The organism is Ruegeria sp. AD9, from assembly GCF_056542305.1.
The window spans coordinates 221,673-233,769 of sequence record NZ_JBQFZP010000001.1; the positions used below are offsets into that span (position 1 = coordinate 221,673).

General features: G+C 58.8%; 13 protein-coding genes. 4 read left to right on the forward strand and 9 right to left on the reverse strand.

Translation table 11 applies throughout. From position 1 onward, the window contains the following. The first annotated feature begins 34 nt into the window (after positions 1 to 34). A complete protein-coding gene (locus ACR0AM_RS01055; protein WP_480621898.1) occupies positions 35 to 1,381 on the forward strand; it encodes a DEAD/DEAH box helicase in 1,347 nt (448 codons plus the stop codon). On the opposite strand, the gene ACR0AM_RS01060 is transcribed toward ACR0AM_RS01055, so the two are convergent. The 3 genes from ACR0AM_RS01060 to ACR0AM_RS01070 are packed head-to-tail and all read right to left on the reverse strand — an operon-like array spanning position 1,378 to position 3,400. Then, positions 1,378 to 2,280, reverse strand: a complete 903-nt coding sequence (locus ACR0AM_RS01060) for an EamA family transporter (protein ID WP_480553712.1) — start codon at positions 2,278 to 2,280, stop codon at positions 1,378 to 1,380. The two genes, ACR0AM_RS01055 and ACR0AM_RS01060, sit on opposite strands and share 4 nt — an antisense overlap. Before the next feature lie 21 nt (positions 2,281 to 2,301). After that, positions 2,302 to 3,204 (reverse strand): fatty acid desaturase, encoded by a 903-nt coding sequence (locus ACR0AM_RS01065; protein WP_480621899.1) that lies wholly within the window; start codon positions 3,202 to 3,204, stop codon positions 2,302 to 2,304. After that, on the reverse strand, positions 3,197 to 3,400 hold the full coding sequence (locus ACR0AM_RS01070; RefSeq protein ID WP_480621900.1) for a DUF2061 domain-containing protein: 204 nt from the start codon (positions 3,398 to 3,400) through the stop codon (positions 3,197 to 3,199). The genes ACR0AM_RS01065 and ACR0AM_RS01070 overlap by 8 nt, the downstream gene beginning before the upstream one ends. 108 nt (positions 3,401 to 3,508) lie before the next feature. On the opposite strand from ACR0AM_RS01070, the gene ACR0AM_RS01075 reads away from it, so the two are divergent. Next, the gene (locus tag ACR0AM_RS01075; RefSeq protein WP_480621901.1) at positions 3,509 to 4,378 is read left to right on the forward strand and encodes a helix-turn-helix domain-containing protein; all 870 of its coding nucleotides are present in this window, start codon (positions 3,509 to 3,511) and stop codon (positions 4,376 to 4,378) included. Positions 4,379 to 4,457: 79 nt separating this feature from the next. After that, positions 4,458 to 4,640 carry a hypothetical protein gene (locus ACR0AM_RS01080; protein ID WP_480493037.1) on the forward strand — a complete coding sequence of 61 codons (183 nt, stop codon included), beginning with the start codon at positions 4,458 to 4,460 and terminating at the stop codon, positions 4,638 to 4,640. A 1-nt stretch (position 4,641) separates the two neighbouring features. Here the strand turns inward: ACR0AM_RS01080 and ACR0AM_RS01085 are convergent, their stop codons facing one another. The 3 genes from ACR0AM_RS01085 to bcoG all read right to left on the reverse strand — a co-directional run bounded on the left by ACR0AM_RS01085 (position 4,642) and on the right by bcoG (position 7,863). Continuing rightward, complete coding sequence (locus ACR0AM_RS01085; RefSeq protein WP_480603386.1) at positions 4,642 to 5,400, reverse strand: SDR family oxidoreductase; 759 nt, start codon at positions 5,398 to 5,400, stop codon at positions 4,642 to 4,644. Beyond that, entirely contained in the window at positions 5,397 to 6,863 is a 1,467-nt protein-coding gene (locus tag ACR0AM_RS01090) for a carnitine 3-dehydrogenase (protein WP_480622075.1), read from the reverse strand. The genes ACR0AM_RS01085 and ACR0AM_RS01090 overlap by 4 nt, the downstream gene beginning before the upstream one ends. A gap of 85 nt (positions 6,864 to 6,948) precedes the next feature. Next, positions 6,949 to 7,863 carry a 3-dehydrocarnitine:acetyl-CoA trimethylamine transferase BcoG gene (gene bcoG / locus ACR0AM_RS01095; RefSeq protein WP_480517312.1) on the reverse strand — a complete coding sequence of 305 codons (915 nt, stop codon included), beginning with the start codon at positions 7,861 to 7,863 and terminating at the stop codon, positions 6,949 to 6,951. A 133-nt stretch (positions 7,864 to 7,996) separates the two neighbouring features. Between bcoG and ACR0AM_RS01100 the strand changes: the two genes are divergently transcribed. Then, the gene (locus tag ACR0AM_RS01100; protein WP_480517314.1) at positions 7,997 to 8,983 is read left to right on the forward strand and encodes a GlxA family transcriptional regulator; all 987 of its coding nucleotides are present in this window, start codon (positions 7,997 to 7,999) and stop codon (positions 8,981 to 8,983) included. Positions 8,984 to 9,050: 67 nt separating this feature from the next. Here ACR0AM_RS01100 and ACR0AM_RS01105 read toward each other — a convergent pair whose 3' ends face one another. The 3 genes from ACR0AM_RS01105 to ACR0AM_RS01115 are packed head-to-tail and all read right to left on the reverse strand — an operon-like array spanning position 9,051 to position 12,056. Continuing rightward, positions 9,051 to 10,097, reverse strand: a complete 1,047-nt coding sequence (locus ACR0AM_RS01105; protein WP_480621902.1) for an aldo/keto reductase — start codon at positions 10,095 to 10,097, stop codon at positions 9,051 to 9,053. 29 nt (positions 10,098 to 10,126) lie between these two features. Then, entirely contained in the window at positions 10,127 to 10,585 is a 459-nt protein-coding gene (locus tag ACR0AM_RS01110; RefSeq protein WP_480621903.1) for a DNA polymerase III subunit chi, read from the reverse strand. A 4-nt stretch (positions 10,586 to 10,589) separates the two neighbouring features. Next, positions 10,590 to 12,056 carry a leucyl aminopeptidase gene (locus ACR0AM_RS01115; RefSeq protein WP_480621904.1) on the reverse strand — a complete coding sequence of 489 codons (1,467 nt, stop codon included), beginning with the start codon at positions 12,054 to 12,056 and terminating at the stop codon, positions 10,590 to 10,592. Between the last annotated feature and the right edge of the window lie 41 nt (positions 12,057 to 12,097).

Genomic DNA, 12,097 nt, shown 5'->3' on the forward strand with positions numbered 1-12,097 from the left:
GCCAGGTCAAGTGTCCGCATTAAACCGGACTTACATGACAAAATTTAACGAACTGAACCTGAACCCGAAGGTCCTCAAAGCCATTGAGGAAGCCGGATACGAAACCCCAACTCCGATCCAGGCAGGTGCGATTCCACCCGCATTGGAAGGGCGCGATGTTTTGGGCATTGCCCAGACTGGTACTGGCAAAACCGCCAGCTTTGTTCTGCCGATGATCACACTGTTGGCCCGCGGTCGCGCACGTGCACGTATGCCACGTTCGTTGGTTTTATGCCCCACGCGTGAGCTGGCTGCGCAGGTAGCGGAGAACTTCGACACATACACCAAGCACCTGAAACTGACCAAAGCACTGTTGATCGGCGGCGTCAGCTTCAAGGAACAGGATGCCCTGATCGACCGGGGCGTCGACGTTCTGATCGCCACGCCGGGCCGTCTTCTGGATCATTTCGAGCGCGGCAAACTGTTGCTGACCGGTGTTCAGATCATGGTGGTGGATGAGGCGGACCGGATGCTGGATATGGGGTTCATCCCCGATATCGAGCGCATCTTCTCACTGACACCATTCACCCGGCAAACCTTGTTCTTCTCAGCGACAATGGCATCCGAGATCGAGCGGATCACCGATACGTTCCTGTCGGCCCCTGCCCGGATCGAAGTGGCCCGCCAGGCCACCGCATCCGAAACCATCGAACAGAGCGTCGTCATGTTCAAAGGTGGGCGCCGTGACCGCGAGGCCAGCAACAAGCGCGGCCTTCTGCGCGCGCTGATCGATGCCGAAGGTGACAAATGCACCAACGCGATCATTTTCTGCAACCGCAAGACAGATGTGGATATCTGCGCCAAGTCGCTGAAGAAATACGGTTACGACGCCGCCGCCATCCATGGCGATCTGGACCAGTCGCAGCGGATGAAAACATTGGATGGATTCCGTGACGGGTCCTTGCGCCTGCTGGTCGCCTCAGACGTGGCGGCACGCGGCCTGGATGTGCCAGCCGTCAGCCATGTGTTCAATTTCGACGTCCCCGGCCACCCCGAGGACTATGTCCACCGCATTGGCCGCACCGGCCGCGCCGGCCGTGAAGGTAAAGCCATCACAATCTGTTCGGGACGCGATGAAAAGGCGCTGGATGCGATCGAGAAGCTGATCCAGAAAGAAATCCCGCGCCTCGAAAATCCGGTCAACGAAGACCCCATACCAGAAAAGCCGAAGCCCGAGAAAAAAGCCCGAGACACCGAAGTAAAAAAAGACATCAGGAAAGAGCGTGAGCCGAAGGGGCACAGTCGTGGGCGCAAGGAAGGCACCGGCCAGACCGTCGTGGGCATGGGAGATCACCTGCCCAGCTTCATCGCGCTTAGCTTTGACGAGCGTCGCGCCAGCTAGATTGCCAGCACAAGCGCTAAAATCGAGAACCCAAGCAACATCATCCCGGCGATCTCGCGCCGGGTGATCGTTTCTCGGAAGAATAGGATCGAAGCCATGAGGCTAAAGATCAGCTCTACCTGCCCCAGAGCTTTGACGTAAGCCGCATTCTGCAAGGTGAAGGCCCAGAACCAGCAAAACGAGCCACCGAGGCTGGTCAGGCCGACGAACACTCCGGTATTCCGCGTCTGCCAGACTGCGTGCAGTTCTGCGCGGTCGCGCCACAGCAGCCATATCCCCATGCTGGTAAACTGGAATGTCACCACCACTGCCAGTGTTACCAGCGCCCGGAACCACGCATCGATATCGCCCAGTTGCAGTGAAGCCCCACGATAGCTGACGGCGGAAAACGCAAACAAAACACCTGATCCAAGCCCCAATTGCGAAGCCCGATTGGTCAGATGGCGCCACCAGGGTCCGTCCCCTCCGGGTGTTTTTGACAACAAAAGCACAGCCATCAACCCCAACAGGATCGCGATCAATGCGCCGCGCGATACACTGTCCCCCAAGACCAAAAAGCCAACAATCGCGGTCTGGATCACTTCGGTTTTCTTGAAGGTAATTCCAACGGCAAAATTGCGTTGTTTGAACAGCGCCACCACGCAGATCGTAGCAAGGATTTGCGCTGTCCCGCCGATAACCGCGTAAAGCCAGAACAAACTGCTGAGCTGGGGCATACTCGCCCCAGTTAACTGCAACGCAACACATAGCCCGATAACGGCCAACGGCATAGAATAGGCAAACCGCGCAAAAGTTGCACCTGCAGCAGACAGCTTCACGCTGGCCAGGGACTTTTGCAGCATGAAACGCACAGTCTGAAAACTGGCGGCGGCTATGGTGACAGGAATCCAGAGACTCATGCCACCCGTTGTGTCGATAAATCAAGGCTTTGGCCAGAGAGGATGTGGCACAGGGTCTTTTGCGCGAACGAAATACTGCCGGAAGATCTGTGTATAGGACCGGTAAACATAAGCCTCATTGCAAGCCAAGTACCTGTCCTTTCCGTCCCGGTACAATGCAGGTAGGCGATACCAAGGAGCGGCCGGATTCATATGATGAACGACGTGCAGGTTATTGTTCAGAAAAAGAAAAGCCAAAGGTCCGCGATCTTCGATAATCACCGTGCGGGCACGGGATTTTTCATGTGCACGGTGTTCAAGAAACGTGCGGATCTTCAAAAGCGACAACCCCAGATAGGCTGCGATCAGATAGGCCCAGACCGGCATGGCCGATTGCGCAACCACCCACAGCACCGCCGCCGCACCGGGCAAATGCAAAGCCCATCCTAGGAGGATCGCCCTGTCCCCGCGCATAAATCCACGCCATTCGTCCCGCATAAACAGAACCTGACCAAGAGCAGGACCCAGCACCATCCGCCCCAACAGCGTGTTGTTCAGGCTCAGGATCATCTGCGCCAGCCGCGGCAATCTCGACCAGATATGCGGATCCAGATAATTCGATTCCGGGTCGTCATAAGGGTCCGTCAGGGTGGCATCCTGATGATGCGCCAGATGCAGGTACCGAAAGCGGCTATACGGAATGGCCAATGTCAACGGCAGTGCCATCAACGTCTCGTTCAGCCATTTGGCACGAAAGGGGTGCCCATGCAGGGCTTCATGCGTCAGTGACGAATGCAGAGCCGCAACGACACCCAGAGCCGGGACTGCCAACCACAAGGATGCAAGCGCCAACCAAAACAAACCGGCAAGCCATGCCGCATAACACAAGACAATCAGGAACAACGTGCCCCATTCGGGTGATTTGGGTGCAGTGGGATCAGCCATTTCGTCCCCACGAAATGTTCGCCCAAATTCTTTCGTAAATCACGTACATCGTCAGGCCGATGGCCGTGTTCACCAGCGCCAGCGCCCCTCCTGCAGCGGCCGAGCCTGTTGCCAACAAGCCCACCATTGTCATGATCGCCAACCCCATCGCATTCCAAACGATTGCTTTCACGACTGATCTTCGCCGCGTTTCCATTCCGAACCCCGTTCCTTTTTCTTACTCAAAAGCGTTACACCCGGACCCCAGTATTGGAAATTCTGAATATGATTAACAAAATTCAACAACTGTGATAAAATTCACGACATGCAGGAAAATATCGACAAGCGCGACCGCGCCTCCCAGTTTCGTCTCCGCCTAGCCCGCGCGATGGAAGAGCGCCATGTCAGCCAAAGTGCCCTTGCGCGCTATATTGGCGTTGACCGCTCGACCGTTTCCCAATTGCTGACAGATCATGGCGCTCGGTTGCCCAACGCACATGTTGTTGGCGGATGCGCAGCGGCGCTTGGTGTATCGGCCGACTGGTTGCTGAGCCTTTCCGACAGGCCGGAAAGCGCGGCTGAGCTTCTGGCAAGCTCGCTGACCTTTACCGAGGCCCCCCGCGCCCTTGTCGATGAACGTATCTTCGAGTGGCATCAGGAGGCCGCCGGGTACAAAATCCGCTATGTCCCGGCCACCTTGCCCGACATGCTCAAGACGCGTGCGATACTGGAATGGGAATACGCCCCGCATCTGGGCCGGACCGCTGATCAAGCCATCGGCGCGTCGGCGGATCGTCTGACTTGGATGCGCAGCGCCCAGTCGGACTATGAGATCGCCATGCCGTTATTCGAAATAGAAAGCTTTGCAAACGGCACCGGGTATTATCAAGGTCTCAGCCCAGAGGTTCGGCTGGAACAGATCGATCACCTGTTGGCGCTGTGCGAACAGCTCTATCCGCGGATGCGCATCTATCTGTTTGACGCAAAACGGCTTTATTCGGCACCGGTAACGATTTTCGGCCCGCTACTCTGTGTATTCTACGCGGGAAGTCACTATATGGCCTTCCGCGACCGGGATCGGATCGAGACATTCTCACGCCATTTCGACACGCTGGTACGTGAGGCCGAAGTGGTCGCCCGGGATTTTCCAAACCACCTGCGTTGCCTCAGAACGGCGGTTTCCCGCGACGGGTGATGCAGCAGCGCTCAACCTGTGCTATTTTACTATGGCGCGAACCATAAGGCATTCCGAACACAGACGGAGGAGCACAGGAATGGACGCAATTCAAACCGCTCAATACGCACGTGCACTTTTTGCCGCCCATGGAGACCAAGCCGAGGCCGAAGCCGCGAAAAAAATGCGCGACTGCGAAGCTGCCGGGAATCGGCAAGAGGCCCAGGACTGGCAAGCGGTCCGTCGGACCATCCGCCAGATCCGTGGTCCAAACCAAGGCTGAGTTACAGTTTCGGGTCCGGGTTGACCGTGTGACCATCCACCGCGATCACCTGACCTGAAACCAGACGTGCCGCATCCGAGGCAAGGAATACTGCCATATTGGCGACATCCTGCGCTTCGACGAAGCGCCCCATTGAGGTGCCAGAGGCATAGCCCTGATAGACCTCGTCACGGGTCATGCCCTTGGCTGCGGCTTCACGGGTCAGGACGCCTTCCATCCGAGGGCCTTCAACTGCGCCCGGACAAATGGCATTGGCACGAATGCCATAGGGCCCCAACTCCATGGCCAGCGTCTTCATCAACCCAATGACGGCCCATTTTGCCGACGCATAGGGCGCACGGAACGGGTAGCCATACTGCCCGGCTGTCGACGAGGTCAGAATTATACTGCCCGCCCGCGCCGATTTCATCAGCGGCGCTGCATATTTTGCCGCCAGAAAAGCACCGTCCAGATTGACCGCGACACAAGCACGCCACGCGTCCAGATCAATATCCTCAATAGCATTTGTCGGGCCGGCAATACCGGCATTGGCGCAGAGCACATCCAACCCGCCCATCGACCTGATGGCGTTAAATACCGCGCGCATGTCAGCCTCGTCCGCAACATCCGCTCGGTGCCCGGTCCAATGATCGGGCAAAGTATCCAACGCCGCCTGATCGATATCAGTGACGCGGACGTCATAGCCAACAGCGTCAAACGCCTCGGCCATGGCCCGGCCGACGCCTGACGCGCCAGCCGTCACCAAAACCCGGCGCGTCATGAAGGCTTCCTGATCGCCGCGCCTGCGCCTTCGGGGTAAGGCAACCCGGCCTGAGCCTCGGCAACCCGCGTCATAGCTACCTCAATTTCAGCAGATGGCGGGCTGGGGCGACGGGTTTCCAGACTGACATGCAGCAGAAAACTTTCGCCCGTGGCCAGCAGCTTGTCGCCCTCGTACATGCTGTGGAACACGTGCAGCTTCTTCCCCTGCCCCAACAGCATCTGCGTGCGCACGTCGATTTTTGCACCAGCATGAGCTTCATCTACATAACGAATGTGGTTCTCCGCCGTGAAATAGCTGCCACCCGAGGCGATGTAATCCGCATCGCATCCGATGATTTCCATGAACCTATCGGTGGCAGCGGCAAAGGCCTCCAGATATTTCGCTTCGTTCATGTGGCCGTTGTAATCCGTCCAGTCCAGAGGAACGGCCCGCGACAGGGTCAGGATGGGCTGGCTCAGATCCGCTTGATCCAGCGTCGGCAGCGCTCCGGGTTTCAACCGTGCATCATGTTGGTTCAGCACCGCACCCGCGCCGTAATTCTGCGCCTTGAGGGCCCGCATCATACCGACAAGGTTGTTATCGCGAATGCGCTCCAGCTCTCGGATCGAATGCATCCCGGATTGTGCGTCAGATTGATTGGCGATCAAATCGACCAGTTCGTCAGTGAACTCGGGAACATCCATCAACTTGGTCCACGGCCATTTCAAGGCAGGCCCGAACTGCGCCATGAAATGCCGCATCCCCGCCTCGCCACCTGCCACGCGGTAGGTTTCGAACAGACCCATCTGCGCCCAGCGGATACCGAAACCCATACGGATGGCCTCGTCTATTTCTTCGGTTGTCGCGATGCCATCCTTGACCAGCCAAAGCGCCTCGCGCCAGACAGCTTCCAGGAACCGGTCGGCGATATGCGCATCGATCTCTTTCCGGACATGCAACGGGAAGAACCCAAGCGAATTCAACAGGTCCTGGGCCTGTTCGATCATCTCGGGCGGGTTCTTGTCCGTTGGTACAAGCTCGATTAAAGGCAGCAGGTAAACCGGGTTGAAGGGGTGCGTCACTACGATCTGCTCGGGGCGCAGCGCTCCGTCCTGAAGTTCGGACGGCTTGAACCCGCTGGTCGAGGATCCAATGATCGCGCCCGGATCGCAAGCCTCCTGCAAGCCTTTGTAAACCTTCAGTTTCAGATCCATACGCTCCGGCACGCTCTCCTGTATCCAACGCGCACCCTTAACCGCTTCGGCCATGTCGCTGTGAAAGCTCAGCGCACCCTCGGCTGGCAACGGAACGTCACTCAGCCCCGGCAAGGACCGTCTTGCGTTGTCCAACACCTCGCCAATCTTGCGTTCCGCCTCGGGATCAGGGTCAAACACCCGCACATCCCAGCCATTGAGCAGGAACCGCGCAGCCCATCCGCCGCCGATAACTCCGCCCCCAATAATTGCCGCCGTTTTCATGATTCCCCACCTACTGGCTGCTCATGTTTCATCTTTTTAGAAATACTCCGGGGGCTTGGGGGCTGGCCCCCAAAAACCTGCGTGTCCATTATTTTGCAACAGGTGCCTGCTTGGTCAGCCCCAGCTTCGCACGGACTTCGTCAGGGCCGATCACGCGCGCGCCCATATTCTCGATGATGGATCCTGCACGTTCCACCAGTTGCCAGTTCTCGGCCATTACGCCCTTATCCAGCCACAGGTTGTCCTCAAGCCCAACGCGCACATTGCCGCCCGCCAGAACCGAAGCCGCGACAAACGGCATCTCGTTCCGTCCCAGCGAAAACGCGCTGAAGGTCCAGTCATCCGGCACGTTGTTCACCATCGCCATAAAGGTATTCAGATCATCCGGCGCGCCCCACGGTACCCCCATGCACAGCTGGACCAGAGCGTTGGGTGCCAGAATCCCTTCCTTCACCAGTTGCTTTGCAAACCACAGGTGGCCAGTGTCAAAGGCTTCGATCTCGGGCTTGACACCCAGATCGGTCATCATCTTGCCCATGGCGCGCAATGCCCCGGGCGTATTCGTCATAACATAATCTGCCTCGGCAAAGTTCATTGTGCCGCAGTCCAGGGTGCAAATTTCGGGCAAACATTCTGCAATATGCGCCACGCGTTCCGATGCTCCGACCATGTCCGTGCCCGCGGCCACTGGAAACGGGTTTTCAACACCGCCGAACACGATATCGCCGCCCATCCCGGCCGTCAGATTCAATACGACGTCCACATCAGCGTCGCGGATGCGGTCCGTTACCTCGCGATACAGATCCAGCCGGCGGCTTGGCACGCCGGTCTCAGGGTCACGCACGTGGCAGTGAACCACTGCCGCCCCGGCCTTGGCGGCGGCAATCGCGCTGTCGGCGATCTGCCGCGGTGACCGCGGCACATGCGGACTGCGGTCCTGCGTTCCGCCCGAGCCGGTTACGGCACAGGTAATGAAGACTTCGCGGTTCATTTCCAGAGGCATGGTGTTTTCCCCAAGTTATACCCGGTTCTGCCTTGGGTTTTCCCCAGGCTTTTCCCCGGATTCCGATTTGCGTTCTGACCCGACTCTGGCGCAGCTTTGGGAAACCCACTTGGCAATATGCGAATCAAACTTGATGAAATCCGCAAAAAACATACTGCAACCGGAACACCGCGCCCTAAAAACTGCGGTGCTTGTACTGGACGAATGCAACACGCTCAGCTTTGCCTCTGCGGTGGACCCGATGCGGGCCGCGAACCGTCTGGCGGACCGCCCGGCCTTTGACTGGGACTATGTGACCGCGACGCCAGAACCCGCGGTGCTTACCAGTGCGTTGCAAGTGCCCGGTATCCCACTGGCCCGGTTGCAATCCTGCGACCTGATGATCGTGGTCGCCGGTTTCCAACTGGCCCGCCACGCCACCCCCAGCCTGCTGGCTGGTCTGCGGCGCATCGCGGGCACAGGCGCAACGATGGCAGGCATTGATGGCGGCCCGTGGCTCCTGGCCGAGGCCGGGCTACTGGATGGCCATCTGGCAACAACCCATTGGGAAGACCTCGAAAATTTTGCCACTCGGTTTCCCGAAGTTGATGTGCGCACCGATCGCTTCACCGTTTCCGGCAACCGCCTGACTTCGGGTGGCGCAATTCCGGCTGTAGAAATGATGCTGCACATCATCGCCGCCCGTCACGGCGCAAGTTTCGCCGCGCGCGTTGCAGGCCTGTTCCTTTACGATGGCGCTCCGGACCCCGGAAAACCGCAAAGCCGCACAGGCGCGCCACATCGCCACACAGCGCTGACGGCCAAGGCCAACTCGATGATGCAGGCGTCACTGGATGATCCCCTGCCGCTGGCCTTTATCGCAGACCGCCTGGGCACCAGCCCACGGACGCTGCAACAACAGTTCCGCCTCCGCCTGAACACCACGCCGCAGGACCACTATCTGCAACTGCGCCTGGCCGAGGCCCGCCGTCTGGTCACCGACACCGACATGCCATTGATGGATGTGGCACTCGCCACCGGCTTCGCCTCACAATCCAGCTTTGCCCGCGCTTTCCGCACCGCCCACGGTCAATCGGCCCGCGACCTGAGACACGAACGCGCGCATCCCACCCATCACTGACCGGATCCCCCTTCATCTGGCCAAAAATATCCCAGGGGCGTCGCCAAAGGCGACGGGGGCAGAGCACCTAAAACGGCATCGGGTGCGCCCGATGCGCCCTGCCGATCTCGGCCAACACGTCCTTGGGTAACTCAAGATCCACGCCCGCCAGAATATGATCCAGCTGCGCGACGGTCGTGGCCCCGAAGATTGCCGACATCATGAAAGGGCGCGTCCGGCACCACGCCAACGCCATATGCACCGGATCCAGACCGTGCCGCGCGGCGATGTCCAGATAAGCTGCAACCGCCTCGAAAACACGACCGGATTTCCGGCCGCCCATCTCTGGCACAAATGACATACGCGATCCGTCGGGCACGCAGTCGTTTTGGTACTTTCCGGTCAAAAATCCTGCTGCCAAAGGGGAAAACGCCATCAGCCCAACATTTTCATGCACACTCAACTCACCCAGGTCGGTGTCGAAATGGCGGCACAGCAATGAATATTCGTTCTGCACAGATGCCACACGCGGCGCCCCCATCTGTTCGGCCAACCGCAGCCATTGCGCGGTTCCCCAAGCGCTTTCATTCGACAGGCCAAAGGCACGGATATTGCCCTTGTCCACCTGAGCCTGCAGTGCTTCAAGGCACTCCTGCATGTTGCTCAGCACTTCGTTTGTGTTTTCGCCAGACGGCGCATAATCCCAATTCTGCCGAAACATATAGCTGCCCCGATTGGGCCAGTGGAATTGATAGAGGTCGATGTACCCGGTCTGCAATCGTCGCAAAGACCCCTCAATCGCTTCGGGTATGGTGCGGGCGGTGATCGGCGCACCATCACGGACAAAGGACAGCCCCGCGCCGGAATGCTTGGTCGCCAGAACATAATCGCCCCGGCGGGTAGGATTGGCGGCATTCCAGTTTCCCAAAATCTCTTCGGTGCGCCCGATCGTTTCCTTCGCGACAGGGTTCACCGGGTACATTTCGGCCGCGTCGACAAAGTTGATCCCCGCATCCAGCGCCATATCCATCTGCCGGTGCGCATCCCTTTCAGATGTTTGAGAGCCAAATGTCATCGTGCCAAGGCACAGATCACTCACCATAATTCCGGTACGGCCCAAAGGCTTCTTCTGCATCGTCGTATCTCCTGAAAATTGCGGGCCGGTCAGGCTTCGGCCTTTTTTTCCCACCGCCCGGACTCCTCCGACCAGTATTGTGCGGAACATCCGGCATCCGTCAGCGCTTTCCACTGCCCGCGCGCGTGTTGTACAGCCATGTCGTCATTGCCATCGAACAGGATACAAACCCGTTCCAGCGCGGCGACTTCTTCCGCCTCGACCACCGCGCCATCCACAGCCATGATACAGGTCGCGCCATTTCCCGCCACGGCGCTGGTGGTCAGCAGGATCGGCTGGTCCGCGTCATACGGACCGCCTGCGCGTCCATGGGGCAGGAACCTGTCCTCGGGTCCCAGCCACAGTTTTTCATCCAGCCAGTCCATCCGTGCAGTGTCAGTACCCCGCACGGCTATCCGCCACCCGGCTTGCCGCGCCTTGTCAAGCAGCGCAGGCAAGGTGTGCTCCAGCGGCTGGCGGGTCAGGTGGTAGAAATAGACAGCGCCCATATGCCTACTCGAAATTGTCCTGCACAAACCGGCTCAGTGCGCGCACACCCCAGCCGGTGGCGCCTTTGGGCGCATAAGATGTCTCGTCGGCAACCGAGGCGACCCCCGCGATATCCAGGTGAATCCACGGCGTTTCCTCTTTCACGAAACGCTGCAGGAATTGCGCGGCGGTGACTGAACCCGCGGGACGACCGCCCACGTTTTTCATGTCGGCAATGCGCGATTTCAGCAACTTGTCATAGGCATCGCCCAATGGCATCCGCCAGGCGCCTTCATCCTCGGCCTTGGCTGATTTCAGGAAGGCATCGCAGAATGTGTCATTGTTCGAAAAGACACCAGCATTCTCATGGCCCAACCCGATAATGATCGCACCGGTCAAAGTTGCCAGATCGATCATGCCGACCGGCTTGAACCGTTCCTGCGCGTACCACATCACGTCACACAGAACCAGGCGGCCCTCGGCGTCGGTGTTGATAATCTCGACCGTATCACCTTTCATAGACCTGACCACATCACCCGGACGGGTGGCGTTACCCGAGGGCATATTCTCGACCAGACCAACCAGCCCCACGACATTGGCTTTTGCCTTGCGCTTGGCCAGCGCGCGCATGGTGCCCGCAACAACTCCGGCTCCGCCCATGTCCATGGTCATCTCTTCCATGCCAGCAGCTGGTTTGAGCGAGATACCACCCGTGTCGAACACTACGCCTTTTCCGACCAAAGCCAGAGGCGCGTCGTCCTTGGCACCGCCATTCCACTGCATCACCACCACTTTCGAAGGGCTGTCCGAGCCCTGCCCGACGCTTAGCAATGTGCGCATTCCCAACTCGGCCAGCTTGTCTTCGTCCAGCACTTCGACCTCAAGACCCAGTTCCTGCATCTCAACCAGACGGTCCGCGAATTCGGTAGTGGTCAAAACATTTGCCGGTTCATTGGTCAGATCGCGCGTCATCCGAACGCCATCAGCAATTGCATAGAGAGGTGCAAAATCTGCCTCGATCTCTGCAGGCTTTGCGTGGCTGATTGTCACTGTGCCAGCCTTCTGGCTTTCCTTGGTTTTATGCGCGTCGAATTCGTAGCTGCGCAGAACAATCCCCAGTGCCAGATCCTCGGCCCGCGCCTGATTGCCCACCATCACCAGCATGTCCTTGCCGCCTGCCAGCTTAGCCAGCGCCGCACCTGCCTTGCGGGCTTCGGCGGCCTCAGGGCGACGTGGCAAAATCAGAACATCCAGCGCCTCAGCCGCCATCCCTGTGGGCCATGCCATCGAGATGACGTCCGCTGTCTTGGACTTTCTGAAACTCTCGCTTTCAACAAGCCGCGCCAACCCGCCCTTCGTCAGACGGTTTGCCCGGCGGGCTGCCGGGCTCATCTTACCGTCATCCGGAATGATGATGGCGACGCGCCCTCCGGCCTGCGCCATAACCTCCAGGTCAAACTCCTGAAAACGGATCGGTATCAGACTGCTCATTGTACTCTCCTCGAATTCTGTTCCCCAAGACCTAGCCCGCA

Bases quoted from the DNA above. Each gene is read 5' to 3' on its own strand.
- ACR0AM_RS01055 (WP_480621898.1), top strand. From the start codon at position 35: ATGACAAAATTTAACGAACTGAACCTGAACCCGAAGGTCCTCAAAGCC.
- ACR0AM_RS01060 (WP_480553712.1), bottom strand. From the start codon at position 2,280: ATGAGTCTCTGGATTCCTGTCACCATAGCCGCCGCCAGTTTTCAGACT.
- ACR0AM_RS01065 (WP_480621899.1), bottom strand. From the start codon at position 3,204: ATGGCTGATCCCACTGCACCCAAATCACCCGAATGGGGCACGTTGTTC.
- ACR0AM_RS01070 (WP_480621900.1), bottom strand. From the start codon at position 3,400: ATGGAAACGCGGCGAAGATCAGTCGTGAAAGCAATCGTTTGGAATGCG.
- ACR0AM_RS01075 (WP_480621901.1), top strand. From the start codon at position 3,509: ATGCAGGAAAATATCGACAAGCGCGACCGCGCCTCCCAGTTTCGTCTC.
- ACR0AM_RS01080 (WP_480493037.1), top strand. From the start codon at position 4,458: ATGGACGCAATTCAAACCGCTCAATACGCACGTGCACTTTTTGCCGCC.
- ACR0AM_RS01085 (WP_480603386.1), bottom strand. From the start codon at position 5,400: ATGACGCGCCGGGTTTTGGTGACGGCTGGCGCGTCAGGCGTCGGCCGG.
- bcoG (WP_480517312.1), bottom strand. From the start codon at position 7,863: ATGCCTCTGGAAATGAACCGCGAAGTCTTCATTACCTGTGCCGTAACC.
- ACR0AM_RS01100 (WP_480517314.1), top strand. From the start codon at position 7,997: ATGAAATCCGCAAAAAACATACTGCAACCGGAACACCGCGCCCTAAAA.
- ACR0AM_RS01105 (WP_480621902.1), bottom strand. From the start codon at position 10,097: ATGCAGAAGAAGCCTTTGGGCCGTACCGGAATTATGGTGAGTGATCTG.
- ACR0AM_RS01110 (WP_480621903.1), bottom strand. From the start codon at position 10,585: ATGGGCGCTGTCTATTTCTACCACCTGACCCGCCAGCCGCTGGAGCAC.
- ACR0AM_RS01115 (WP_480621904.1), bottom strand. From the start codon at position 12,056: ATGAGCAGTCTGATACCGATCCGTTTTCAGGAGTTTGACCTGGAGGTT.